We start from the raw sequence: 23,433 nt of genomic DNA on the forward strand, positions 1-23,433 counted from the left end.
GCCGCCCATGATCCGCAATCCCATCCTGCCCGGGTTCAACCCCGATCCGTCGATCTGCCGCGTCGGCGCGGATTATTATATCGCCACCTCCACCTTCGAATGGTATCCGGGCGTGCAGATCCACCATTCGCGCGATCTGGTAAACTGGACGCTGGTGCGCCGGCCACTGGAGCGCGCCTCGCAACTGGACATGCGGGGGAACCCTGACAGTTGCGGCATCTGGGCGCCATGCCTCTCCTATGCGGACGGGCAATTCTGGCTTGTTTATACCGACGTCAAGCGCTTCGACGGTAGTTTCAAGGATGCACCGAACTATATCGTCACCGCGCCCTCGATCGAGGCGGAATGGTCCGATCCGGTCTATGTCAATTCCTCCGGCTTCGATCCCTCGCTCTTCCATGACGAAGACGGCCGCAAGTGGTTCGTCAACATGCAATGGAACCACCGCACCGAAAGTTATGGCGGCTCGCCGAAATCGCCTGCCTTCGACGGCATCCTGCTGCAGGAATGGGATCCGGTAGCGAAGGCGCTGAAGGGGCCGATCAAGAATATCTTTGCCGGCAGTCCGCTCGGACTCGTCGAAGGCCCGCATCTCTTCAAGAAGAACGGCTGGTATTATCTGACGACCGCCGAGGGCGGTACCGGCTATGACCACGCCGTCACCATGGCGCGCTCGCGCCGCATCGACGGACCTTATGAGATGCACCCGAACATGCATCTCATCACCTCGAAGGATCATCCCGGCGCGGTGCTGCAACGGGCCGGGCACGGCCAATATGTCGAGACGCCGGAGGGCGAGGCCTACCACACCCATCTCTGCGGCCGACCGCTGCCGCCGAAGCGGCGTTGCACGCTGGGGCGGGAGACGAGCCTGCAGAAATGCGTCTGGCGCGACGATGACTGGCTCTATCTCGAAAACGGGACTTGCGTGCCCGATGTCGATGTGCCGGGTCTCTTTGGTGCTGCGCCGGTGGAAAAGCCGATGCGCAGTGAATACAGCTTCGATGGCACGGCATTGCCTGCTGACTTCCAGTGGCTGCGCACGCCCGAGCCGCAGCGTATCTTCAACCTGACGGACCGTCCCGGCCATCTCCGGTTGATCGGGCGCGAAAGCATCGGTTCCTGGTTCGAACAGGCGTTGGTCGCCCGCCGGCAGGAGCATCACAGCTTCCGCGCCGAGACCGTGATCGAGTTCTCGCCCGACACCTACCAGCAGGTTGCCGGACTGACGCATTATTATAACCGCCACAAGTTCCACGCGCTCGCCGTCACGCTGCACGAAACACTCGGCCGCTGCGTCACCATCCTTTCCTGCAATGGCGACTATCCGAACGGACGCCTGAGCTTTCCGGCTGCAAGCGGGGTGGCGATCGCCGCCGAAGGCCGCGTCCAGCTCGCCATGGAAATTCGCGAGAACGACCTGCAGTTCTTCTGGCAGACCGAGGGCAAGGGCGCCTGGCAGCCGATCGGCCCGGTGCTGGACGCCGGGATGATCTCCGACGAGGGTGGACGCGGCGAACACGGCTCCTTCACCGGCGCCTTCACGGGCGTGTTCGCCTTCGATACGTCGGGACGTGGGAAGATCGCCGATTTTGATTGGTTCAATTACGACGAGTTGTGAGGGTAATCTTGCGCAGCGCTTTCGCTCAGCGCATTCGCGGCTTTGCCGCTCACCCCCTCATCTGCCTGCCGGCATCTTCTCCCCGCTGGGGAGAAGCGGAATCGTGGCGACGTCTCGCCCCCCTGAGACATTTGCTCCAGGAATGATGACCCGCGCAGCTTGCTCCCTCTTCGCCCCAGCGGGGAGAAGATGCCCGTTAGGGAAGATGAGGGGGTGAGCGGCAAAGCCGCGAATGCACGGAGCACAAGCGAAGGGCAAAATGAAGGGCGTGTAATACAGGGATAGACTCATATCTCGCGGTGAACGACAACTAAAAAGAAAGCCGGCGCAGAGGCCGGCTGAGACGAACGCGGCTGGACATGGGATACTCGCCGGTTCCAAACACTTCGTGACTGAACAATAACTTTCACTACAAGCCGAGGCAGCGGTAAAGGGCGCAACGAGAACGCCGAAGGACGGCTCCGCAAAGGGATGGGCGGCGGGGCGGATGCCGGTGCTTGCCTCGGCCCTCTTATCGGGCATCAAGATCACCGGATGATGACATTCCAAACCGGCCGTTATCTTTCTTTTCACCGGCTTGATCGTTGCGGTGATAGCCGAAAAGCCGGCATCTTGGTCATGTCGCCAGTGAGTGACTCCGTTGTCGCCAGTAACGGTGTTGGCGCTGCGTGAATGCAGTGTTCACGTTCCCGAAGGATGTCAAACCGTCACAGACGAACTATATAGCGGGCCGAAATACTTCGAGAATCCTCAAGAGTTCCGCATGGCCCCCATTATTTCCGTTCAGAACCTGACCAAGACCTATGCCAATGGGTTCGAGGCCCTGAAGGGCATCAACCTCGACGTGGAGAAGGGCGAGATCCTGGCGCTGCTTGGACCGAACGGCGCCGGCAAGACGACGCTGATCTCGATCATCTGCGGCATTGCCAATCCGAGCGGCGGGCAGGTGCTGGTCGCCGGTCACGACGTCGTCAAGGATTTCCGCGCCACCCGTTCCATGATCGGGCTTGTGCCGCAGGAACTGACGACCGATCAGTTCGAGACAGTGTTCAATACGGTGAGCTTTTCCCGTGGGCTGCATGGCAAGAAGGCCAATCCTGCCCATATCGAGAAGGTGCTGCGGGCGCTCTCGCTCTGGGACAAGAAGGACAACATGCTGCGCCAGCTCTCCGGCGGCATGAAGCGGCGTGTGCTGATTGCCAAGGCGCTCTCCCATGAGCCGGAGATTCTTTTCCTCGACGAGCCGACCGCCGGCGTCGACGTGACGCTGCGCAAGGATATGTGGAATGTCGTCGAGCAGTTGCGGGCTTCCGGTGTCACCATCATCCTGACGACGCATTACATCGAAGAGGCCGAGGAGATCGCCGACCGGGTCGGCGTCATCAATGGCGGGCAATTGCTGCTCGTCGAGGACAAGGCGGCGCTGATGGCCAAGCTTGGCCGCAAGCAGCTCATCCTCGATCTCATCGAACCACTCGAGCGGCTGCCGGACTGTTTTGCCGGCAACGGATTGACGCTGGAAGCCGATGGCTGCCGGCTGACCTATGATTTCGATGCCGATAATGAGCAGGAGAGCATCGCGACCCTGCTCACCCGGCTGGCCGAGAACAATATCCATTTCAAGGATCTCTCGACGCGGCAGAGTTCGCTCGAAGACATCTTCGTGGCCCTGGTGGGAGCGGCAAAATGAACGTCGAAGCAATCAAATCGATCTATTTCTTCGAGATGGCGCGCACGCGCCGCACCCTGCTGCAGAGCGTCATCTCACCGGTGATTTCGACATCGCTCTATTTCATCGTCTTCGGCGCGGCGATCGGCTCGCGCATCCAGGAAGTGGAGGGTGTATCCTACGGCGCCTTCATCACACCCGGCCTGATCATGCTGACGCTGCTCGGCCAGTGTATCAGCAACGGCTCCTTCGGCATCTATTTCCCGAAATTCACCGGCACGATCTACGAGGTGCTGTCGGCGCCGGTGGCGATGACGGAAATCCTGCTCGGTTATGTCGGGGCGGCGGCGACCAAGGGGATGATCATCGGCTTCATTATCCTGCTGACCGCCAATCTCTTTGTCGACGTCAGGATCGAGCATCCCTTCATGATGATCCTGTTCTTCCTGCTGACGGCCGTCACCTTCAGCCTGTTCGGCTTCATGATCGGCATCTGGGCCGGCAATTTCGAGCAGCTGAATCTTATTCCGATGCTAGTGGTGCCGCCCCTAACCTTCCTCGGCGGCAGCTTCTACTCGATCAACATGCTGCCGCCCTTCTGGCAGGCAGTCAGCCACTTCAATCCGGTCCTCTATCTCGTCAGCGGCTTCCGCTGGAGCTTCTACGGGATCGCCGATGTCAATCCGGCGACCAGCCTGGCGATGATCACGGTGTTCCTGGCGATCTGCCTCGGCACGCTCGGCTGGATCTTCAAGACCGGCTATCGGCTGCGCAACTGACCCTGACCGCGCGTCATCGGATACGCCCATGACGCTATCGATCTGGTAGTAAGGCAGCGACCGATAATCGGCGAAGTCCTTGTCTCCTATTGATTGTCTTATCTTGCGCATTTCCCCTCAGGCGCTGCTGACGAGGAGAGCGCCTGAGAGAATGAGGAGGGTGCCGGCGACGAGCCTGACCACATCGAAGTCGGAGGCTTCGCCGAGGAGGAGGGCAGCGATTGCCAGCGTCACCAGCACGTTGCAGCTCCAGATCGGCGCGAGTTTCGAGACGGGAACGCCGTAAGCGAAGAGCGCGAAGCTGATGAGGCCGGTGCCGAAAGCGAAGCAGGCGCCGGCGGTGGCGGCAAAACCAAGACCTGCGGCGGTCCAGGGGGCAGGGCGCCAGATCAGCGCGGCGATCAGGCCGGCGAGAGCACAGGCGGCGCCGAAGGCGATCAGATAGACGGCGGAGCCGGTGGCGGACGTGGCGCTCTGCTTCTGGAAGATGGCGGTGATGCCCCAGAAAATGGCGGGCAGAATGCCGCCGATGACGATCGGCCAGAGTGAATTCATCGCGAAACTCCTGTCGCACCCATAGGTCAAGCCTTCGCCTCAGGCGAAGGCCGATCGAACATGCGGGGTGCCACCAGACTAGGAGTTTCTTTTTGCTCTTTGTGGTCTTGTTGTTTTGCGAGCGAAGGTGACAGATCCGGCCGCTTCCGTAAAGCACGCATCGCGCCATTGGCCGCACGGGTTAGCCGGCGTGCATTTCCAACGGGCGGTGAAACCTCACGTTGACGAGGTAGAAATATTCGTCTAGCCATAGCGGTCATGAAGATCGCAATGGTTCTTGTCGTGGTGATAAAGCGCATGGGCAGGATGGTGTAACCATCCGGCGATCAGCCCCATGCGCGGTAAATCAAGCTCCTGACGGGGCTTTTTTTGTGCCCTGAATTGCGCCTCGTCAGACTCTCCAGAAATCTCGCTGACAAGACGGGCAGGACCATGACACGCGATAATTCCGTTCAGACTTTCGGCAGCCGCCTGACCGAGAAGACGGTCACGACATCGACCGCCGCACCCCGACGCACGATCCTCCTGCTGCTGACGGCGCTTTCGGTATTACCGGTCAACATATATCTGCCGGCGCTGCCGAACATCGCAGCCACGTTTCAGGCCGATTTCGCCCTCGTCAATCTTTCGATTGCGGGCTATGCCATCATCAACGCCGTGACGGAAATTGTCGCCGGCGCGATGTCGGATCGCTACGGGCGCCGGCCGGTCGCGCTGATCGCCGTTTCGATTTTCATCATTGCTTCGATCGGCTGCGCGCTCGCACCCAATATCGGCGTTTTCCTGTTGTTTCGCGTGATGCAGGCGTCGATCGCCGCCTGTTTCTGCGTCGCTCTTGTCGTCATCAAGGAGACGGCGGGCGAGGGCCAGGCTGCCAACAGGATCGGCTACGCCGCCATGGGTTGGGCAATCGCCCCAATGCTCGGTCCGAGTTTCGGCGGCGTTCTGGACGAGGCGTTTGGGTGGCGGGCGATCTTCGTTGCTCTTGCGCTGCTTGGCGCTGCCATCCTTGCCATTTCCATGCGCGAGTTGAAGGAAACCGCCGGACATGCGTCGAGACCGAGAGGCAATTACCTTGCCTCCTATCGGCAGCTCCTGGGTTCGTCGCGGTTCTGGGCGTATACGCTGTGCATGGCCTGCTCCACCGGCACTCTTTATATCTTTCTCGGAGGCGCATCTTTGGCCGTCGGTTCACTGCTCGGCGGATCGAGCGCGAAGCTGGGCTTCTTCATGGGAATGGTTCCCGCAGGGTTCATTCTGGGCAGCTATCTCGCTGCCCGATTGGCGGGAAAATCGCTTAGCATCACGCTCGTTATTGCGCGCGTAACGACCTGCATGGGTCTGCTGCTGGGGCTGACCCTGTCGATGTCGGGCGTCACACATATCCTGGCGTTTTTCGGACCCTGCATGTTCATCGGCATCGGCAATGGCTTGACCTTTCCCGCCGCCAATCTGGGGGTGATGTCGGTTCGTGCCAATCTCGCCGGCACCGCTGCCGGCCTTGCCGCTGCCATGTCGATCGCCGGCGGAGCGCTGATCGCTTCGATCGCCGGACTGTCTCTCCGGGAGGCCGGCGCGATTCCGACGTTGTTCGCGATGTTGTTGACATCGGCGTCGCTTGCTTTGTCGGCAGCGCTTTTCGCAGGTTTGGTCGACGTTCCTGATCGAGAGGCCGCAGAACGCGGATCGGGGATAAATTAATCCGCCGGTTCAATCCCGCAGGCGCAATTCGTCGGTCTGCATCTGCATGGAGCCCAGCGTTTCCAGGAAGCTCATGCCGAGCAGGCTCTGGTCGAGTCGGCCGTCCTCGGCGACGCTGGCGGCGACGTTGTTGCGGACGATCGGACCGATCGCCACCTGGTCGAGCGTGATCGGGGCTGCGCGGCTGCGGCCGTTGGCGGTCATGACCGTCATCGAGTAGGTGAGGCCGGTGAGGTCGATGCCGATGCGTTCGGCATCCTCGTGCGAGAGCGCCACCATGCTGGAACCGGTGTCGACAAGCATCTCGACCGTTCGGCCATTGACATTGACGTCGGCTTCAAAATGGCCGTTCAACAGCTTGTGCAGGATGATTTCCTCGCCACCCTCGCTCGTCGTGACGACGACGGCACGGCCGGGAACGAGGCCGGCGAGCAGGCGGTTGCCGACTCCAAGTGCTTCCTGGCGATAGAGATAGACGGTGATGAGCGCCAGGATGATCACCAGCCAGATCATCATCTGGCGCATGGTTTCACCGACGCTGCGCCGGCTTCCCCAGATGCCGGCCGACAGCATCAGCGCGATCGGCAGCAGGTAAACGAAGCGGCCGAAATCGTCGCTTTGCAGGCCGAGGATGCGGCTGCCGTCATTGTTGAGGATCAGCACGGCAAGGCCGATGCCGATCACGACGAGGAGGACAGTCAAACGGATCATCAGGGCTGCTCCGGCCGCGCGGCGAGGCTTGTTTTCATGCGGCTCCTCGTGGCCGCGGCTGCGAGCCTCGCCGGCAGCAGCGCCATGATCCCTCCGCGCTCGGCATCAGTATAGGTCATCCAGCCACCGATTTCCTCAAGAGTGCGGCCGCATCCGGCGCAAAAACCGGTGGCTGAAACCATGGAACAGACGTGAATGCAGGGTGTTTGCATGGAGGATATATCGGAGTTTCAAAGAGCTGTGGCAAGGGCGCAAAAAGTGGCGATTTCGCAAATCTGCTGCGTTGCCCCCAGCGTGTCGCCGGTGTGGCCGGCAAGCCGGCGGCGGATGAAGACGGTGAAAGCAAATCCTGCGGCGCCGGTGGCGAGCAGGCTGGCGACGAGCGGCTGCAGGCCGAATGCCGGCCAGATCAGAAGCGTTGCGAGGAAACCGGCCGAGACGAGTGCAAAATGCATCGCCGCCTCATCCGGCTGACCGTTGGAGGCGGCCACGCCATCGGCCTTTGCCGGCGGCAGCCGCTGCCAATGCCAGACGATCGCGCCGCGGCTCAGCGCCGCGACGGCGGGAATGGCAAGGACTGCTGCGAGCAGCGAGGAATGGCGGACAATGGCGGCAAGCGCTGCTGCGCGGATCGCGAAGGAGAGAATGAGTACGATGGCGCCATAGGTGCCGATCCGGCTGTCCTTCATGATGCTGAGGCTCTGTTCGCGGCTCTTGCCGCCGCCGATGCCGTCGGCGGTATCGGCCAAACCATCTTCGTGCAGCGCGCCGGTGACAAGAGCCTGGACGGCAAGTGCGACCAGTGCGGCTACCAGTGGATCGGCGCGCAGGCCTAGAAGAAGGAGGAGGGCGAGGGCTGGGACAAAGCCGATGAGAAGGCCGGCGAAGGGAAAGGCGCGCACCAGGCGGCCGAGCCTGCCGTCATAGCCGTTGAACAGCGCTGGCGGCATGGGAAGGCGGCTGAGGAAGGCGACGGCGCGGGCGGTATCGACCGCATAATCCTTGATCTTCATTCTGTTTCGTTCTGCCGGAGGCCCGGCTTATGGTCGCGGCGGCGCTTTTGGTGTTGTTCGCTTCGTTCGCCGGCTTTAAGAGAGAGCCACCGCAAAGAAGCTGATTTGCTCGACGCAAACAAGTGGTTTGCGTGAAAACAAGAATAGCCGATTCATAGGAACACCGCACAGATGAGCGTTTCAGGCCTGCCGTTCGACGATTTCCGTACCCTGCTCCGCGACCTGCCGGGGCCGGATGCCCGCGCGCTGGTGGCCGCACGCGAACGCGACGCGCAGCTGACCAAGCCGCCGGGTGCGCTCGGACGGCTCGAAGAAATCGCCTTCTGGCTCGCCGCCTGGACCGGTCGCCCACCCGCCGTCAACCGGCCGCTGGTGGCAATCTTCGCCGGCAATCACGGCGTCACTAGGCACGGCATCACGCCTTTTCCGCCGGCCGTGACGCAGCAGATGGTCGAGAATTTCGCAGCCGGCGGCGCGGCAATCAACCAGATTTGCGTGGCTTATGATCTCGGCCTGAAAGTCTTCGACCTGGCACTCGATTATCCCACAGGCGACATTACCGAGGAGGCGGCGCTTTCCGAGCGTGACTGTGCCGCGACCATGGCTTTCGGCATGGAAGCGATCGCCGGCGGCACCGATCTACTCTGCATCGGCGAGATGGGCATCGGCAATACGACGATCGCGGCTGCGATCAACTATGCCCTCTATGGCGGTTCGGCGCGGGACTGGGTGGGACCCGGTACCGGCTCTGAAGGCGAGATGCTGGAGCGCAAGATTGCGGCGGTCGAAAAGGCAGTGGCGCTGCATAGCGACCATCTCGACGATCCGCTCGAGATCATGCGGCGCCTCGGCGGGCGCGAGATTGCGGCGATGGCCGGCGCCATTCTTGCCGCCCGCGTGGAGCGCATTCCGGTGCTGATCGACGGTTATGTCGCGACTGCCGCGGCGGCGATCCTCAAAGCCGCAAACCCTACCGCGCTCGATCATTGCCTGATCGGCCACGTCTCGGCCGAACCCGGGCATCTGCGCTCGATCGAGATGCTTGGCAAGACGCCGCTTCTGGCGCTCGGCATGCGGCTCGGCGAAGGCACCGGTGCGGCGCTGGCCGCCGGCATCGTCAAGGCCGCCGCCGCCTGTCATTCCGGCATGGCAACCTTTGCCCAGGCCGGCGTGAGCGGCAAGCATTGAGGCCATGGCAGCACCGGTGATGCGGGCTCCGGTTCGCTTGCGCCGCCGAGGTGGATTGGGTATCTGCGTATTCGCTCACCAAAGGGGAGACGGCAAAGTCCTTCCCCGGTCTGGGGCGCAACAGGAAGAGGAGAGGGCGTCTTGACCAAGCCTGCGGTGACGAAAGAGACCGGATTTCGGCATTTCATCGCCGCTGCCAGCTATTCCTGGGCGGGCTTTCTGCGTGTGCTGAAAGAGGCAGCCTTCCGCCAGGAACTTGGTTTCTTCGTCGTTTCGATCGCAGCGCTGGCGCTGGTGGGCGCGACGGCCGGCGAGATCGTCGTGGCGGTTCTGCTGTTTCTCGGGCTCTTTTCGATGGAGGCGATGAATACCGCCGTCGAAGAGGTGATCGACCGGATTTCGCCGGAGATATCGATCGTCGGCAAACATGCCAAGGATCTCGGTTCCTTCGCGGTGACCTGCATGATCGCCGCCTGCTGCCTTTATCTCGGCTTCGTTCTCGGCAAACACCTATTTTTTGGTTGAATCAGGCAAAGCTCTTGCGCTTGCGCGCGACGGCCTGAGCCTCTTCGACAGCCGGCAGGCTCTGGAGCACGCGTTTGGCGGGCAGGATGGCGATGACCTCCGTGCCCTCGCGCAGCTTCGATTTCAGCAGGAACTGTCCGTCATGCTTGGCAAGGATCGCCTGGACGATCGGCAGGCCGAGGCCGGTGCCCTGCTCGGCGCTCTTGATGGCGATCGAGCCCTGGCCGAAGGCCGACAGGACAACGGGAATCTCTTCTTCCGGAATGCCGGGGCCGTTATCCTTGATCGAGATGTACTGGCCGCCGCCGGCCGTCCAGCCGACCTTGACGTGGATTTCGCCGCCCTGCGGCGTGAATTTGACGGCATTGGAGAGAAGATTGAGCACCACCTGCCGCATCGACTTCTCGTCGGCCCAGATGGCCGGCAACTGCCGCTCGAACTGATCCGAAATGGCGATGTTCTTGGCGCGGGCGCGCAGCTGCACCATGCCGATGCAATCCTCGGTGATATCGAGCAGCGAGATCGCTTCTTCGCTCAGTTCGTATTTGCCGGCCTCGATGCGCGACAGGTCGAGGATTTCGTTGATGAGATCGAGCAGATGCTGCCCGGAGCGATGAATATCGCCGGCATATTCCTTGTAGGTCGGATTGGCGAGCGGCCCCATGACTTCGGCCGACATCACCTCGGAAAAGCCGAGAATGGCGTTGAGCGGGGTCCTGAGTTCGTGCGACATGGAGGCAAGGAAGCGGGACTTGGCGAGGTTTGCCTCTTCGGCCCGGCGACGCGCCTCGTCAGACATCGATTTCGCCACTTCCAGCTCGGCGATCAGGTCGTCTTTCTCCGACTGATAGGAGAGGATCCTGAGGTTCGATTTGAATAGCCGGTCGCTGATATAGTTGAAGAAGACCAGGGTGGTCGTGAACAGCCCGGTCAGGCTGATTTCGAGGAGGTCGCGCGACAGGCCGCTCTTGGCGCCGAGCGCCAGGACCGCCGGTGCGAAGGCGACCAGCACGGCAGGCGTCAGCATGAAATTCGACATCGCCGTGACGGAGAGCGCAATCAGCAATGTTGCGCCCTTATAGAGAATGAAGCTCGACGGCTCGCAGGTGTCGCAGCTCTGCAGCGCGAAGACGGCCCAGCAGCAGCCGACCAGGAATTGGCCGGAGAGCAGCAGGCGGCGCCATTTGCGGGCGCTCTCGGCGGTAATTTCCTGGCGGCGCGCGCGCCGCGCGAGCAGGATGTTGCCGGTGTGGCAGGTGAGCGTTAGCAGCGCCCAGAAGAGCAATCGGGTATCTTGGGTGAAATAAACGCCGAGACCGGTAATGATGACGACAAAGAGCGGCATGATCGTCGCGCCCTGCAGCATCGACGCGATGTACATCTTGAGTACATCACGGTCGAAGGAGGAATTGGACGCATGGCCGGACTGAAGACGTTCGCGCGTCTGCCGCACGGCCTTGGAAACGGCCTTGTTGCGGTGGCTGCGCGACCTGTCGACGATAATCTTGTCGGTCGATGTGCTTACGCCGGTACTCATGTGCACGTTGAAACTTCATCCCAGGGTGGATAAGAGCTTAACCGGCAATTCTTAAGAAGATGTTTGCCATCTTTGCCAAGGATTTGTTTTTTAAGGAGGCGAAAGCGTGACACGGGGCCTGCGCCTGATTCGCGACGGCGTGACCGCTTTTGCCCTGCTGGCGCTCCTGGCGCTGATCGCCGCCAAGGTCAACGATACTGCAGCCATCAGGCATAAGGGCGCCTTTCATGCCGCCGATGGCGACAGTCTGTCTTTGGGGCGGGAACGCTTCCGCCTCGAAGGCATCGACGCCCCGGAGCTTAATCAGAGCTGCGAGCGGGCGGGAGCGGTCTGGGCTTGCGGGCGCGCCGCGCGCCAGGCGCTGCAGGAGATGGTGCTGGCATCGGGAACGCTTTGCCAGGGCAACCGGCGCGACCGCTACGACAGGCTGCTCGTCGTCTGCCGCAATGGGGCAGGCGGAGACGTCAATGCCGCCATGGTGCGGCGGGGCATGGCCATCTCCTATGGCGGTTACGGCAAGGAGGAGGCCGAAGCGAGGATTGCGAAGGCGGGGATGTGGGCCGGAAGTTTCGAGCGGCCGCGCGATGTGCGCGACCATGCCCGCCAGAATTCCGGTTTCGACGCGGCGCTGCGCTTCATCGGGCGGATCGTCGGATGGGAGTAAAGCCATGACCGACGAGGCCGAGCTGGAAACTTTGCGGCGTGAAATCGCCGCCTGCCGCATCTGTCGCGACGCGCCGGCAAAGGGCGCCGCGCGCCGGTTGCCGCACGAGCCGCGGCCGGTGGCCGTGATTTCTTCGAACGCCCGCATCCTGATCGCCGGGCAGGCGCCCGGACTTCGTGTGCATGAGAGCGGCCTGCCATTCGACGATGCCTCGGGCGACCGGCTGCGATCGTGGCTCGGCGTTGACAGGGCAACATTCTACGACCGCGACCGGTTCGCCATCGTGCCGATGGGCTTCTGCTTTCCAGGCTACGACGACAAGGGGGCGGATCTGCCGCCGCGGCGCGAATGTGCGCCGTTCTGGCGGCAAAGAGTCATTTCGGCGATGCCGCAGATCGAACTGGTGCTGGTCATCGGCCAATATGCACAGGCCTGGCATATGGCCGGCGGGGGGCGAGGCGGTATGACCGAGACGGTGCGGGGGTGGCGCGACAGTCTCATGTCCGGACGGTCGCCGGCGGTGCTGCCGCTGCCGCATCCGAGCTGGCGCAACAGCGGCTGGCTGAAACGCAATTCCTGGTTCGAGAAAGAACTGCTGCCTGTCTTGCAGGAGCGGACGAAAATGCTGCTTTCCTGAAACAAAATTCTTTTCGTTGGGCGGAATCGAGTTATACAAAGAAAATAATTCGAAAGGACTGACGTGCGCATGGACCGCCTCGACCGAAAAATTCTGCGTCTGCTGCAAGAAGATTCGACGCTTGCCGTTGCCGATCTCGCTAAAAAAGTGGGTCTTTCGACGACGCCCTGCTGGCGGCGTATCCAGAAAATGGAGGAGGACGGCGTCATCAAGCGTCGTGTTGCCATCCTCGATCCCGAGAAAGTCAACACCAAGGTCACCGTTTTCGTGTCGATTCGCACGGCCACCCATTCGATCGAGTGGCTGCGCCGCTTTTCCGAGGTGGTCGCCGAATTCCCCGAAGTGGTCGAATTCTACCGGATGAGCGGTGATGTCGATTATCTCCTGCGAGTCGTCGTGCCCGATATCGCCGCCTACGATGCCTTTTATAAGCGGATGATCGCAAAGATCGAGATTCGCGACGTCTCCTCCGCCTTTGCGATGGAGCAGATCAAGTATTCGACGCAGCTGCCGCTGGACTATATGATTCTCGAGAACGCCAAATCCAACGAGGATTGACGCCGGGTGTGATTTGCGATCGCACCGAATGTGTCTGGCAGGTTGTATCGGGACGATAGGCTGCGGTCGTGTACTGCATGCCTGAGTCGGGCCGGCTCAGGCGATTCGACCGCATGCAGGAATGCGCCGGACGAAATGCGGCTTTCCCGAGAAAGCGGTCGCAATTGCAGAAAAAAGCCAGAAAAGCAGCGAAAAAAGGCTCCGATTTCGCCAAAATCTCATAAAAGTATATAGCCTGGTAACGATTGCACGGCTATGATGTGTGGCATCAGTGAGTGCTTGTGTCATCATTTTGTCTCATTGGTATCGAATTCAGGACACCATGTTCTACACCGCTGCCTTGTATATGTTCATTCGCCGGCGGTAGAGTTTATGCTTCACCAGCATGTCCGATAGGGGATCGGACGGTGGAGAATTTGACAATGGGGCTAGCGTTTGCGGCTTGCGATGGAGATTTCCGTCGCGGGGCCGCTTGTCGTGTTTTCTGGCTAAATATCTGAAATTGTTGTATAAAAATCACGCTTTCGAGGAAAGTGCTTCGATCGGACCCCTCCCGTGTATATCGAGAATTGCTTGATAACGCCCGGTATGTGATGACGGTTTGGCGGTTCGATCGATCCGCACGCCGAGATGGCTGTTCAAACTGGGCCGGCTTCAAATCGACTACCCGATTGGAAGCCAGCCCCGATCGACAAAGGAATGGATTGGTAAATGAACATCAGAATGGTTTTGCTCGCATCAGCAGCAGCATTTGCTGCATCGACGCCGGTTCTTGCAGCTGACGCTATCGTTGCTGCCGAGCCGGAACCGGTTGAATATGTTCGCGTCTGCGACGCTTACGGCACCGGCTACTTCTACATCCCCGGCACCGAAACCTGCCTCAAGATCGAGGGTTACATCCGTTTCCAGGTTGACGTTGGTGACCAGCCGCTCAATCTCTCCGAGTCTAACGACTCTGACTGGGATGCTCGTACGCGCGGCCAGGTTCAGTTCACGGCCAAGAGCGACACCGAATATGGTCCGCTGACCGGCGTCATCGTCATGCAGTTCAATGCTGACAATGCCACGGAACAGGATGCCATCCTCGACTCCGCTTACATCGACATCGCGGGCTTCCGCGCTGGTCTCTTCTACAGCTGGTGGGACGACGGCCTCTCCGGCGAAACCGACGACATCGGTTCGATCGTAACCCTGCATAACTCGCTCCGTTATCAGTACGAAAGCGGCACCTTCTACGCCGGCATCAGCGTCGACGAACTGGAAGACGGCTTCTACAAGACGGGCGAAGAGCCGAACAACGTTGGCGTTGCCTTCGGCGTTGGCGGCACTGCTGGTGCGTTCAGCTACCAGATCACCGGCGGCTGGGACTTCGACAACGAAGACGGCGCTGTCCGTGCAATGGGTACGGTTGAAATCGGTCCCGGTACGCTCGGCCTCGCTGCCGTATACTCTTCCGGCCCGAACTCCTACTACTCCGCAGCTGAATGGGCTGTCGCTGCCGAATACGCAATCAAGGCAACCGACAAGCTCAAGATCACTCCTGGCGTCCAGTACTACGGTGACTACTACGTTGCCGGCGACGACTTCAGCGATGGTGACGCCTGGAAGGTTGGTCTGACGGTTGATTACCAGATCGTCGACAACTTCTACGCCAAGGCTTCGGTTCAGTACCTCGATCCGGAAAACGACGACGACTCGACGGCTGGCTACTTCCGCCTGCAGCGTTCGTTCTAATCGACCTAGTGATGCTCCCGGTCTTCGGACCGGGGGCACGCAATCAGTTTCTGATCCGAGTGACCTCCGATCAGCTACGGGGACGGGTCCGGTCTTCCCTGCCGGACCGTCCTTGCAGCGTTTTTGCTCCCATCTTCATGGCAGTCTTTTTCGATCGCCATCCAGGTAGGCCGACCGGCATGTTGCGTATCGCGCGTCGGCATCCTGCCAGCCTTCATTGAGGCTTCCCATCTCTTCATCACAAGAGAAATCAAATCGACCGATGGGCATCGGTTTGCTTTGCCGCGACGGGTCGCGGAAAGAAAATCCAATGCCGACAATGTGATTACAGCTTTTTGGGAGAGAGGATACAACCCTTGCAGCGGGCAGCATTCATTCCTACTCTCGGATAGCTTGTTCTTATGGAAGATCTCAACGACTACTATTATTTCGCAGCCGTCGTCTCCAGCGGTGGATTTGCGTCGGCCAGTCGCGATCTGAAGATACCGCGTTCGAAACTCAGCAGGCGGGTGAGCCGGCTTGAGGACGGGCTCGGCGCACGGCTGATAGAGCGTTCGACCCGTCACTTTCGGGTGACAGAGATCGGCCAGGCTTTTTACGAAAGATGCCAGACCATTCTGCAGGAGGCCGATCGTGCCAAATCGATCGTCACCGAGGCCCAGTCCGACCCGCAGGGCGTGGTGCGGATGGCCTGCCCGCTCGGTCTTGTCGACATCTCCGTCGGCGGGATCCTGCCTGAATTCCTCGAACGTTACCCAAAGATCAAGCTGCAAATCATCGGTTCCGACCGGCGCGCCGACCTCATCAACGAACGGATCGACCTCGAGGTGAGGGCGACCAACGAGCCGGAGACGCAGACAAGCCTGACGATGCGCAAGCTCGACCGGGCGCGGCGCATCCTCGTCGCCAGTCCGTCGCTCGTGGAGCGCAGCGGTGGTTTGAATTGCGTGGACGAACTCGCCGATCAGCCGACTCTGGCGATGACCTCGTGGGTGACATTCCATACCTGGGAGCTCATCGGTCCGAATGATGACAAACGGGTCATCCGGCATCAGCCGCGGCTGACCTGCCGCAGCATGACCGCCATTCTCGATGCAGCCCGCGCCGGCCTCGGCTTCGGGCTGCTGCTCGAAAGCGCCTGCGAGGCGGATCTGCAGGCTGGCAGGCTGGTGCGGGTGCTGCCGGAATGGCAGTCGGAAGAAAGCCAGTTTTATATCGTCTTCACGACGGCCAGGGGCATGCCGCCGGCGGTAAGAGTGCTGATCGATTTTCTGGTCGAAAAATCCAGGCATCACTGACGGCCAGGCGAGAGCTTCGGCCCTACCGGGATGTTTTGCCGAAGATCTGGCCGTCGATTTAATCCTGGGGCTTCAGCCGATGGAGGTAGCGCCCTCAGACGACCAGGCCCTACCTAATATCCCCACAGCATTTGGTGGCAAATGGTCGCTATATTCGACTTGGTTTGCAATTCCGATTTGCAACGGAGTATTCCGCAGGTGTCGTGGAGGTTGCGAGCGCACGGCGGCGCCGCATTGGTACCGCTTTAAACCGCTTGCCGACCAAGCACACATCACATGAAGATCATGGGAGGCAGGAGCGTCGCTCTGGCCGGTCCACAAGACGCCGATGACGGGAATTAGGCACGCCAGTCGGGCGGCAAGTTGGCGTGATCCAGGTGAAGATCGGCTTGTAATGCGAGGTGTGCAAGCAGCGCATCCAGGACCACGCGTACCCGCTTGCTAAGGAACTGTCGATGTGGGTAGTGCAGCACGATTTCTCGCTCTTCGCTGAAATGCTCTTCGTGCAGTATCAGCTTGAGGTGGCCGGATCGCAGCATCGGAGCGACGCGCTGCAGGCCGGCCTGCACAATGCCCGCGTCGGCCAACGCAAGATCAACCATCGCATCGGGGTCGCTGCCCCAGATGCGCGCCGACGGTTCAAACTCCACAAAACCTCGGCCGGTTGGCCGCCGAAAGCGCCAAGTGCCCACGTTACCGGATGGAAAACGCACGCCCAGCAAACTGTGGGCAGCCAGATCTGCCGCCGTCCTGGGGATGCCATGCCTCTGCAGGTAACCCGGCGAGGCGACCAGCACCATTGGCAGCCGGCACACACGCCGTGCAATCAGGCTGGAATCACGGATCACACCGCCCCGCACGCCGATATCAAAGCCTTCGGCTACCAGATCGACCGCTCGATTGTCTAGGCTCACCTCCAATTCCAACCGAGGATGTGCAGCCGCCAATGAGGGGAGCAGCGGCAGCACGTAGCGTCGACCAATCGACGCGCCCACCGAAATGCGCACGCGACCGGCTGCCTCGCCGCCGGCGCGGGAGACATCGCTCACAGCATCGTCGAGTGCACGAAGGACCTCGCTTGCACGCTGTGCGAACTCCCGTCCCTCTGCCGTCAGCACGATCTTGCGCGTCGAGCGGTTGAACAAACGCACGCCCAACTGCTGCTCCAACTGCATAACGTTCTTACTGACAGCCGCGGGCGTGAGGTCAAGACGCGCCGCCGCAGCGGTGAAGCTGCCACTCGCAGCCGATTCAACGAATGACACGAGACCATGAATCTGCCGCATGATTTTCAATACTCAGTTGAAAGCTTTTAAAGATTCGATACCTGTACTCCTTTTCGACGTCTGCCTAAAGTGCAGCCAACGAAATTAGTTCTGGAGCTTTCATGAACACCCCGCGCATCCTCGTCACCGGCGGAACCGGCACTGTTGGCCGCGAACTCGTCCAGGCCCTAACCCACTTTAAGCTCGACTTTTCCGTCATGAGCTCGACGGCAGTCCAATCCGCAAATGGCGTCTCCTACGTCCAAGGCGATTTTGCGGACATCGAGTCGCTGAAGCAGGTCTTTCAGGGCTATGATCGATTGTTTCTTTTGCTGCCGGTTGCTCCACAGCAGGAGCTCTTCGCAACCAATGCTATTGAAGCGGCGCGGGCCGCGGGGATAGGGCACATCGTGCGCTCATCTAGCTGGCGTGCTGATCCAAGCAGCGATGTCTCGATGGCTCGTATGCAGGGTCAGACAAACGCGTTGCTGTCCGAAAGCGGCATCACGTGGACGGTGCTCAGGCCAAACATGTTTATGCAGAATTTGGTGAATTTTCATGCTGGCGAGATTCGCGCGGGTGCAGTCCACGCGCCCCACGGCAATGGTGCCATGGGTCTCATTGACGTGCGTGACATTGCGGGGGCCGCTGCCGCCATCCTGGCCGCCCCAGAACCCCATGCAGGCAAGACTTACGATCTGACCGGCCCCGAGGCCCTTACCGATGCCCAGCAGCTTGAGATTGTTTCGCGCGCTCTGGGTCGTGAGGTACGCTATGTGGATATTCCAGAGGCCACCGCCGAAGACGCTATGCGCGGCATGGGCTTGCCTGCGATCGTGATCGACTGGCTGATGGGCCTGAATCGCGCCGCCAAACAAGGTTTCTTCTCCGACGTGACCGGTGACGTCTTGCAGCTTACCGGGCATCCTCCGCGTCACTTTGTTGATTTTGTCAATGACCACATCGCCACGTGGCGTTGAAGTAGAACCGAGTAGTTCGCGTGACGCTCGCTTACTGAGCGTTCGCAACAGGCGGGAAAAAGCTCGAGCGGCGGCCTGTCATCGTTCAAGTCGGACAACTGGCGCTCGGACCATAACAAACGGAGCCACGTGAAGCGTCCTGATGTGCGCAATTGCAGAACTCTCGCGCCAAAGGCATTGGAGCGAGAGTCGAGAGTTGAATGAGCAGATGACCGCCGGCCCGTGGACAGCTTTTTTGTGGCGCGACGCGGACCGTCAGTGGGCCGTCTGTGAATGTGGACCGCCGCGTTGCGAAATGTCGCTCAGTGCTTTGCCTGTTTCCATGGTCTCGCCCTTCATGGCGAGATCGCCAAGCGAGATGATGCCGACCAGCCGCTTGCTTCGGTTCAGCACCGGCAAGCGCCGCACTTGAAGATCCCCCATGTTGTGAAGGACGTCTTCGATATCTTCGTCATCGAAGCAGTATTTGACATCGGTACTCATTACGTCGCGGACCTTTGCGTCGGGGCCTTTGCCCTCTGCCACGCCACGAATGGCGATGTCGCGATCGGTGATCATGCCGACCAGCCGGTCATTCTCGCCCACTGGGAGAACGCCGGCATCGAGACGTCCCATCATTGAGGCGACATCTCGCAATGTGTGCTCCGGATCGGTGATCTGCACGTCTGTGGTCATGCAATTGCTGACTTTCATGATAACCTCCCTGCTGCTGCCCGCGCTCTCGCACGGGATAAGGAGAATCAACGCGCGCCGTTGGGAAACGTTCCTGCCACGACCCGGTCGTCTGATTGCGTGCCGGAGTGCCGTCGTCGAAATCGACCCGACGCGAACCGTTGAGTTTGAAATCTTTGCAGCCACGTCCGGAACAGACGGCGTCAATGGACATTAACTGCTCAGGCTGATGAGATTCGCCTTCGACCACGACTCTGCTGATGACTCCCACGACAGCGAACCGAGCAGGTGAACCACATGGCCATGGGCGTTCGTGGATGGAGGAAGTTATGGCCTACAGAGATATCGTTGTCTATTTGGACGTCGGGGAAGATTGCGCAGCGCGTGTGCGCACGGCCATTGACGTCGCTGTCAAGCATCAAGCCCGATTGATCGGAGTCAACGTCAGCACGAAAGAAGCACTGGAGGGGGAGAGCCGCGATCTTGCGCGGGCGATTGAAGCTGAATTCGCTGCCGCAGGTCGGAAAGCTGGCCTCGATTTCCAATATCACGCGGCACGGCCGGAGGCTCATGACGCAGAGCAGCTTTTTTCCCATTGCGCCGATCTTCTGGTAACGACACAGCCGCATCCAGACCGCCGCCATCTTTCCAATTCAGCAGTCCCCAAAGAAATTCTGGTGACAGCCGGGGTTCCCATGTTGGTCCTTCCAACGGGCTGGACAGGAGAAGACGCAATCGGCGAGCAGGTAGTCATTGCCTGGAATTTCAGCCGCGAGTCAACGAGGGCCGTTCACGACGCAATGCCGATCCTCAAGGCAGCACGCAAGGTTTTTCTGTTCGTCTTCGCGAGCAACTACAGCGACACAAACGCAGACGTTCAAGAGATAAAGCGTCATCTCGAACAGCACGGAGTTCGGGTCACCCTGGAAGGATGGCGGAACACGGGGGAGACGGATTTCATCAGTGCGTTGTTTGCCGGCCTCGACCGAGAGAGCGCAGATCTGATCGTCTGCGGTGCCTATGGCCACTCGCCGCTTTTCGAAGATATGTTCGGCGGTGCGACGCGTGATCTGCTGAACAACATTTCGATGCCGGTATTAATGTCGCACTAAACGCAGCCTTGCGACCGGCCATCTGCTCGATGAACTCTTTGAGCATGTTCCCGCGCGACGCAGTTTGGTGACACCGATTCCGAACCAAGCAGCGCTTCTGGACTCGGAACCTTCAGTGGGGCAGTCGGTTCTTGTCAGTGAAGCTAGAGGAACTGGCTATGCCTAGAAAAATTGCTGCGCCCGCCAAAAGGATCGACCCTAAAGAGCAGCCTGTCCACCGTTCCGACGACCAGGCGGCCCCCGCGGAGTCTGACGATCGCCAACATCCGCCACGAGATACAAGAGAGACGCCGGCACCGAACCCAAACGACAAAGGGCTTCCCGAATAGGCCGCCGGTATAAGGCAGAGACCGAAGACTGTCTCAAGGCGCGCGATCGGTAAGAGCGTCGGCTCCCTCCTGCTCGGCGCAATGCGCACAACAATAAATGATGTCGCCCTGCTCGACGCCATGCCCGATGATCCGGACGCCGCAATGCGGGCAGGCCGGAGCGAGTTTCTGAATAGCGCACTCGAAGCTATCGAAGGTGTAGGTTTCATTTCCCAGATTTACTTGGAAGGCCTTGTCATAATCGTTGCCGCACTGGTCGCATTTGGCCATAACTGAATCCTCCTGCTTATCAACCTCGCGCGCAGCGACAGGTTCCATTTTAGGCTCCGGCTCAAGCCTGATACCCGACCATGTGGTCGACCGATTGATTGCTGCCAGGCGTGATTTTTGAATCTTGGTTGATTCGTTGCTTTAGCGCCTTGTTTTTGCGCATGTGGTTGCCGCAAAACCGCTGCATGCTTTTCCGGGACATGCGTTAGACGCGGAATCGCGCTATTTCAGCCGCTCCATAAGCTTTTCGCCGCTCAGCTCCCTGACCGCATCCCTGCCGATCCAGCGGGCGGTTTTATCCGCACTTTCGGCCAGACGCTTCGCCAGCCGCAGCGCCGGGCCGTGGCAGCCGCGATTGCGTTTGCCGATGCTGCGCAGTGCCCAATTGACAGCCTTGCGAACGAAGTTGCGGGAATCGCCGGAATGCGCCTCGATCAGCGGCAGCCAGGCAAGGATAGTCATATCGCTCTCGTTCTTCCGGTGGACGGCGGCGCCGGCGATCATGGCGAAGGCGGCGCGGCGAACGAACTCGCGCGCGTCGGCGGCGAATTCCGGTATGAGTTCGTCTAGCCGGGCCTCGACGAAGAGATCGGCGGCGCAGTCGACGATCTCCCAGGAATTGAAATCATTGGCCCAGCTTCTGGCTTCTTCCGCGGTCAACCGTTTCGGCTCAGCTGTGCACAGGGCAAGCAGGCGGGCTTCGCGGATATCGCTTTGCCAGAGCTGCATTGCCCTGATGTGATCCCTCTTCGCCAATCTGGCGACCGCCCTGATATCGGGATTGGAAATGCCGAGAGCGCGACCGGTGACGATGCCGAATCGCGCCATCCCGGCGACATTCTCCTCCGAGCGCAGCGTTTCGAGATGCGCGATCAGTTCTGCCGGATCGGAGGAGGGGCCGATCATTTCTCGAGACGGGCGAGCAGCGAGGAGGTGTCCCAGCGATTGCCGCCCATCGCCTGCACGTCGCCGTAGAACTGATCGACAATGGCCGTGACCGGCAATTTGGCGCCGTTGCGGCGAGCTTCGGCGAGCACGATGCTCAGATCCTTGCGCATCCAGTCGACTGCGAAACCGAAATCATATTTGCCGGCGTTCATGGTCTTGTGGCGGTTTTCCATCTGCCAGGAGCCGGCAGCACCCTTGGAGATTACCTCGACGACCTTTTCGATATCGAGGCCGGCGCGTTTGCCGAAATGCAGCCCTTCGGCGAGGCCCTGGACGAGGCCGGCGATGCAGATCTGGTTGACCATCTTGGTCAGCTGTCCGGAGCCTGCCGGCCCCATCAGGCCGACCATCCTGGCATAGGCTTCGATGACGGGCCTGGCGCGCTCATAAACGGCTTCGTCGCCGCCGCACATGACGGTCAGGACACCGTTTTCGGCGCCGGCCTGGCCGCCGGAAACCGGAGCGTCGATAAAGTCGACACCTTTTTGCTTTGCCGCTGCATAAAGTTCGCGAGCGACCTCGGCGCTGGCGGTGGTGTTGTCGATCAGCACCGATCCAGGCTTCATGCCATGCAGAGCGCCGCTCTCGCCTGATGTCACCGATCGGAGATCTTCATCGTTGCCGACACAGACGAAGACAAAATCGGCCCCCTCCGCGGCCGCAGCCGGGGTAGGGGCGGATTTGCCGGAGAATTTCTCAGCCCAGGCGGCGGCTTTCTCGGCGGTGCGATTGTAGACGGTAACATCGTGGCCACCCTTGATCTTCAGGTGGCCGGCCATGGGAAAGCCCATGACGCCGAGACCGATGAACGCGACTTTAGCCATATGTCTTATCCTTTTCCTGAGTGAGAGGCCCCGAGGATTAACCGAAACGGCGGGAGCAGAAAAGCCGTCAGAAGCGACTTCCCGTCGATTGACGTGAGGCTGGCCGTCGTTCGGTCCAGCTCTAGATTGCAGGAAGGCGCAATACTCCGGGGGACGGTATGAGCGAAATTCCGACGATCAAGCAGCGGCGAAAGGGCCGCAGTGGCATGCAAGCGATGCTCATTCCGTCGCAGCAGATGGTGGCGGAACAGATCCGATCAGCACCGCAAGGTGTTCACACCGATCTCGGCGCCCTCCGCCGCCGCCTCGCCGCCCAATACGGGGCGGATGCCTGCTGTCCGGTGACGGTGCAGCGGCATTTGCGAGCTATCGCCGAACTGTCCTTCGGCGCGCTGGCGACGGGCGAGCCGGTTTCGACGGTGACGCCCTACTGGCGTCTGGTCGATCCCGCGAGCCTGCTTGCGGCGCGTCTTGCTGGTGGCCCCACGTTCATTCGGGAGCGGCTGGAGGCCGAGCGTCCGGAGAGTTCGTAAGGCAGGTCATCGGGCTGGCGCGGCGGCAGCACCGAGCAGTCGGCCAAACTAAGAATGGCGGGCGGCGCGCAGGAAAGTCTCGGCATCGGTAGATTTTTATCAGCTTTCTGAAGCATGTTTCAATTTAGATCAACTAAGAGATGCATAAAGAACTCTTGCCTGATATCAACATGCATCCATCGAGTCTGATCCATCCCAATGCCTGCTCCCCGACGACGCAGTCTTACCCGCCATCTCGCCATGGCGCTTCGGCCGGCCCGCGCATGCCGACGGCGGTGAGGCCATAAAGATTTCGCTATCATTTCCATAG

At 60.4% G+C, this 23,433-nt stretch carries 24 protein-coding genes; 14 read left to right on the forward strand and 10 right to left on the reverse strand.

Annotated elements, in window-relative coordinates; translation table 11 throughout:
- Positions 1-7: 7 nt before the first annotated feature.
- The 3 genes from CO655_RS19685 (at position 8) to CO655_RS19695 (ending at position 4,069) form a co-directional block, all read left to right on the forward strand.
- Positions 8-1,621, forward strand: coding sequence for a glycoside hydrolase family 43 protein (locus CO655_RS19685; protein ID WP_097605268.1), 1,614 nt, complete (start codon positions 8-10; stop codon positions 1,619-1,621).
- A gap of 763 nt (positions 1,622-2,384) precedes the next feature.
- Positions 2,385-3,311 carry an ABC transporter ATP-binding protein gene (locus CO655_RS19690; RefSeq protein ID WP_097605267.1) on the forward strand — a complete coding sequence of 309 codons (927 nt, stop codon included), beginning with the start codon at positions 2,385-2,387 and terminating at the stop codon, positions 3,309-3,311.
- Complete coding sequence (locus tag CO655_RS19695; protein ID WP_004678436.1) at positions 3,308-4,069, forward strand: ABC transporter permease; 762 nt, start codon at positions 3,308-3,310, stop codon at positions 4,067-4,069. Before CO655_RS19690 ends, CO655_RS19695 begins: the two co-directional genes overlap by 4 nt.
- A gap of 117 nt (positions 4,070-4,186) precedes the next feature.
- On the opposite strand, the gene CO655_RS19700 is transcribed toward CO655_RS19695, so the two are convergent.
- Positions 4,187-4,624, reverse strand: coding sequence for an EamA family transporter (locus tag CO655_RS19700; protein ID WP_097605266.1), 438 nt, complete (start codon positions 4,622-4,624; stop codon positions 4,187-4,189).
- Positions 4,625-5,056: 432 nt separating this feature from the next.
- Here CO655_RS19700 and CO655_RS19705 point away from each other — a divergent pair, with 432 nt between their 5' ends.
- Positions 5,057-6,325, forward strand: a complete 1,269-nt coding sequence (locus tag CO655_RS19705; protein WP_097666058.1) for an MFS transporter — start codon at positions 5,057-5,059, stop codon at positions 6,323-6,325.
- A gap of 9 nt (positions 6,326-6,334) precedes the next feature.
- Here CO655_RS19705 and CO655_RS19710 read toward each other — a convergent pair whose 3' ends face one another.
- From CO655_RS19710 to CO655_RS19720, 3 genes are read right to left on the reverse strand one after another with little or no spacing between them, the layout of a single operon-like run.
- On the reverse strand, positions 6,335-7,036 hold the full coding sequence (locus CO655_RS19710; protein WP_010029052.1) for a TIGR02281 family clan AA aspartic protease: 702 nt from the start codon (positions 7,034-7,036) through the stop codon (positions 6,335-6,337).
- The gene (locus CO655_RS19715) at positions 7,036-7,248 is read right to left on the reverse strand and encodes a DUF1289 domain-containing protein (protein ID WP_097605264.1); all 213 of its coding nucleotides are present in this window, start codon (positions 7,246-7,248) and stop codon (positions 7,036-7,038) included. Before CO655_RS19715 ends, CO655_RS19710 begins: the two co-directional genes overlap by 1 nt.
- A gap of 18 nt (positions 7,249-7,266) precedes the next feature.
- On the reverse strand, positions 7,267-8,049 hold the full coding sequence (locus tag CO655_RS19720; protein ID WP_097666060.1) for an adenosylcobinamide-GDP ribazoletransferase: 783 nt from the start codon (positions 8,047-8,049) through the stop codon (positions 7,267-7,269).
- 171 nt (positions 8,050-8,220) lie between these two features.
- On the opposite strand from CO655_RS19720, the gene cobT reads away from it, so the two are divergent.
- Both cobT and CO655_RS19730 read left to right on the forward strand, forming a co-directional pair.
- On the forward strand, positions 8,221-9,237 hold the full coding sequence (cobT, locus tag CO655_RS19725) for a nicotinate-nucleotide--dimethylbenzimidazole phosphoribosyltransferase (protein ID WP_096761864.1): 1,017 nt from the start codon (positions 8,221-8,223) through the stop codon (positions 9,235-9,237).
- A 141-nt stretch (positions 9,238-9,378) separates the two neighbouring features.
- Positions 9,379-9,762 (forward strand): diacylglycerol kinase, encoded by a 384-nt coding sequence (locus CO655_RS19730; RefSeq protein ID WP_096761863.1) that lies wholly within the window; start codon positions 9,379-9,381, stop codon positions 9,760-9,762.
- A 1-nt stretch (position 9,763) separates the two neighbouring features.
- Here the strand turns inward: CO655_RS19730 and CO655_RS19735 are convergent, their stop codons facing one another.
- The gene (locus CO655_RS19735) at positions 9,764-11,299 is read right to left on the reverse strand and encodes a HAMP domain-containing sensor histidine kinase (RefSeq protein WP_097579774.1); all 1,536 of its coding nucleotides are present in this window, start codon (positions 11,297-11,299) and stop codon (positions 9,764-9,766) included.
- A gap of 106 nt (positions 11,300-11,405) precedes the next feature.
- On the opposite strand from CO655_RS19735, the gene CO655_RS19740 reads away from it, so the two are divergent.
- From CO655_RS19740 to CO655_RS19760, 5 genes are all read left to right on the forward strand, one after another.
- Positions 11,406-11,963, forward strand: a complete 558-nt coding sequence (locus CO655_RS19740) for a thermonuclease family protein (protein ID WP_097666062.1) — start codon at positions 11,406-11,408, stop codon at positions 11,961-11,963.
- 4 nt (positions 11,964-11,967) lie between these two features.
- Positions 11,968-12,600 carry a uracil-DNA glycosylase family protein gene (locus CO655_RS19745; protein WP_010029093.1) on the forward strand — a complete coding sequence of 211 codons (633 nt, stop codon included), beginning with the start codon at positions 11,968-11,970 and terminating at the stop codon, positions 12,598-12,600.
- A gap of 69 nt (positions 12,601-12,669) precedes the next feature.
- Positions 12,670-13,158 carry an Lrp/AsnC family transcriptional regulator gene (locus tag CO655_RS19750; RefSeq protein WP_004678404.1) on the forward strand — a complete coding sequence of 163 codons (489 nt, stop codon included), beginning with the start codon at positions 12,670-12,672 and terminating at the stop codon, positions 13,156-13,158.
- 711 nt (positions 13,159-13,869) lie between these two features.
- Positions 13,870-14,892, forward strand: coding sequence for a porin (locus CO655_RS19755; protein ID WP_097666064.1), 1,023 nt, complete (start codon positions 13,870-13,872; stop codon positions 14,890-14,892).
- 401 nt (positions 14,893-15,293) lie between these two features.
- The gene (locus CO655_RS19760; protein ID WP_097579779.1) at positions 15,294-16,190 is read left to right on the forward strand and encodes a LysR substrate-binding domain-containing protein; all 897 of its coding nucleotides are present in this window, start codon (positions 15,294-15,296) and stop codon (positions 16,188-16,190) included.
- Between the two features lie 338 nt (positions 16,191-16,528).
- On the opposite strand, the gene CO655_RS19765 is transcribed toward CO655_RS19760, so the two are convergent.
- A complete protein-coding gene (locus CO655_RS19765) occupies positions 16,529-17,476 on the reverse strand; it encodes a LysR family transcriptional regulator (RefSeq protein ID WP_097666066.1) in 948 nt (315 codons plus the stop codon).
- 101 nt (positions 17,477-17,577) lie between these two features.
- Between CO655_RS19765 and CO655_RS19770 the strand changes: the two genes are divergently transcribed.
- Positions 17,578-18,435, forward strand: a complete 858-nt coding sequence (locus CO655_RS19770; protein ID WP_097666068.1) for an SDR family oxidoreductase — start codon at positions 17,578-17,580, stop codon at positions 18,433-18,435.
- A 255-nt stretch (positions 18,436-18,690) separates the two neighbouring features.
- On the opposite strand, the gene CO655_RS19775 is transcribed toward CO655_RS19770, so the two are convergent.
- The gene (locus tag CO655_RS19775; protein ID WP_064682371.1) at positions 18,691-19,128 is read right to left on the reverse strand and encodes a CBS domain-containing protein; all 438 of its coding nucleotides are present in this window, start codon (positions 19,126-19,128) and stop codon (positions 18,691-18,693) included.
- Positions 19,129-19,436: 308 nt separating this feature from the next.
- On the opposite strand from CO655_RS19775, the gene CO655_RS19780 reads away from it, so the two are divergent.
- A complete protein-coding gene (locus CO655_RS19780) occupies positions 19,437-20,219 on the forward strand; it encodes a universal stress protein (RefSeq protein ID WP_097666070.1) in 783 nt (260 codons plus the stop codon).
- Between the two features lie 362 nt (positions 20,220-20,581).
- Here the strand turns inward: CO655_RS19780 and CO655_RS19785 are convergent, their stop codons facing one another.
- The 3 genes from CO655_RS19785 to CO655_RS19795 form a co-directional block, all read right to left on the reverse strand.
- Entirely contained in the window at positions 20,582-20,866 is a 285-nt protein-coding gene (locus CO655_RS19785; protein WP_239792070.1) for a hypothetical protein, read from the reverse strand.
- Positions 20,867-21,040: 174 nt separating this feature from the next.
- The gene (locus CO655_RS19790; protein ID WP_097666072.1) at positions 21,041-21,724 is read right to left on the reverse strand and encodes a DNA alkylation repair protein; all 684 of its coding nucleotides are present in this window, start codon (positions 21,722-21,724) and stop codon (positions 21,041-21,043) included.
- Complete coding sequence (locus CO655_RS19795) at positions 21,721-22,590, reverse strand: NAD(P)-dependent oxidoreductase (RefSeq protein ID WP_097605257.1); 870 nt, start codon at positions 22,588-22,590, stop codon at positions 21,721-21,723. Before CO655_RS19795 ends, CO655_RS19790 begins: the two co-directional genes overlap by 4 nt.
- A gap of 158 nt (positions 22,591-22,748) precedes the next feature.
- Between CO655_RS19795 and CO655_RS19800 the strand changes: the two genes are divergently transcribed.
- Entirely contained in the window at positions 22,749-23,123 is a 375-nt protein-coding gene (locus tag CO655_RS19800) for a hypothetical protein (RefSeq protein ID WP_097666074.1), read from the forward strand.
- Positions 23,124-23,433: the final 310 nt, after the last annotated feature.

It is taken from the genome of Rhizobium sp. M1, from assembly GCF_002531805.1.
GTDB classification, from domain to species: Bacteria; Pseudomonadota; Alphaproteobacteria; order Rhizobiales; family Rhizobiaceae; genus Rhizobium; species Rhizobium etli_C.

What these genes read in the sequence shown, in the direction of transcription:
- CO655_RS19685 (WP_097605268.1), top strand. Translation starts at nt 8, where the DNA reads ATGATCCGCAATCCCATCCTGCCCGGGTTCAACCCCGATCCGTCGATC.
- CO655_RS19690 (WP_097605267.1), top strand. Translation starts at nt 2,385, where the DNA reads ATGGCCCCCATTATTTCCGTTCAGAACCTGACCAAGACCTATGCCAAT.
- CO655_RS19695 (WP_004678436.1), top strand. Translation starts at nt 3,308, where the DNA reads ATGAACGTCGAAGCAATCAAATCGATCTATTTCTTCGAGATGGCGCGC.
- CO655_RS19700 (WP_097605266.1), bottom strand. Translation starts at nt 4,624, where the DNA reads ATGAATTCACTCTGGCCGATCGTCATCGGCGGCATTCTGCCCGCCATT.
- CO655_RS19705 (WP_097666058.1), top strand. Translation starts at nt 5,057, where the DNA reads ATGACACGCGATAATTCCGTTCAGACTTTCGGCAGCCGCCTGACCGAG.
- CO655_RS19710 (WP_010029052.1), bottom strand. Translation starts at nt 7,036, where the DNA reads ATGATCCGTTTGACTGTCCTCCTCGTCGTGATCGGCATCGGCCTTGCC.
- CO655_RS19715 (WP_097605264.1), bottom strand. Translation starts at nt 7,248, where the DNA reads ATGCAAACACCCTGCATTCACGTCTGTTCCATGGTTTCAGCCACCGGT.
- CO655_RS19720 (WP_097666060.1), bottom strand. Translation starts at nt 8,049, where the DNA reads ATGAAGATCAAGGATTATGCGGTCGATACCGCCCGCGCCGTCGCCTTC.
- cobT (WP_096761864.1), top strand. Translation starts at nt 8,221, where the DNA reads ATGAGCGTTTCAGGCCTGCCGTTCGACGATTTCCGTACCCTGCTCCGC.
- CO655_RS19735 (WP_097579774.1), bottom strand. Translation starts at nt 11,299, where the DNA reads ATGAGTACCGGCGTAAGCACATCGACCGACAAGATTATCGTCGACAGG.
- CO655_RS19745 (WP_010029093.1), top strand. Translation starts at nt 11,968, where the DNA reads ATGACCGACGAGGCCGAGCTGGAAACTTTGCGGCGTGAAATCGCCGCC.
- CO655_RS19750 (WP_004678404.1), top strand. Translation starts at nt 12,670, where the DNA reads ATGGACCGCCTCGACCGAAAAATTCTGCGTCTGCTGCAAGAAGATTCG.
- CO655_RS19755 (WP_097666064.1), top strand. Translation starts at nt 13,870, where the DNA reads ATGAACATCAGAATGGTTTTGCTCGCATCAGCAGCAGCATTTGCTGCA.
- CO655_RS19760 (WP_097579779.1), top strand. Translation starts at nt 15,294, where the DNA reads ATGGAAGATCTCAACGACTACTATTATTTCGCAGCCGTCGTCTCCAGC.
- CO655_RS19765 (WP_097666066.1), bottom strand. Translation starts at nt 17,476, where the DNA reads ATGCGGCAGATTCATGGTCTCGTGTCATTCGTTGAATCGGCTGCGAGT.
- CO655_RS19770 (WP_097666068.1), top strand. Translation starts at nt 17,578, where the DNA reads ATGAACACCCCGCGCATCCTCGTCACCGGCGGAACCGGCACTGTTGGC.
- CO655_RS19775 (WP_064682371.1), bottom strand. Translation starts at nt 19,128, where the DNA reads ATGAAAGTCAGCAATTGCATGACCACAGACGTGCAGATCACCGATCCG.
- CO655_RS19780 (WP_097666070.1), top strand. Translation starts at nt 19,437, where the DNA reads ATGGCCTACAGAGATATCGTTGTCTATTTGGACGTCGGGGAAGATTGC.
- CO655_RS19785 (WP_239792070.1), bottom strand. Translation starts at nt 20,866, where the DNA reads ATGGAACCTGTCGCTGCGCGCGAGGTTGATAAGCAGGAGGATTCAGTT.
- CO655_RS19790 (WP_097666072.1), bottom strand. Translation starts at nt 21,724, where the DNA reads ATGATCGGCCCCTCCTCCGATCCGGCAGAACTGATCGCGCATCTCGAA.
- CO655_RS19795 (WP_097605257.1), bottom strand. Translation starts at nt 22,590, where the DNA reads ATGGCTAAAGTCGCGTTCATCGGTCTCGGCGTCATGGGCTTTCCCATG.
- CO655_RS19800 (WP_097666074.1), top strand. Translation starts at nt 22,749, where the DNA reads ATGAGCGAAATTCCGACGATCAAGCAGCGGCGAAAGGGCCGCAGTGGC.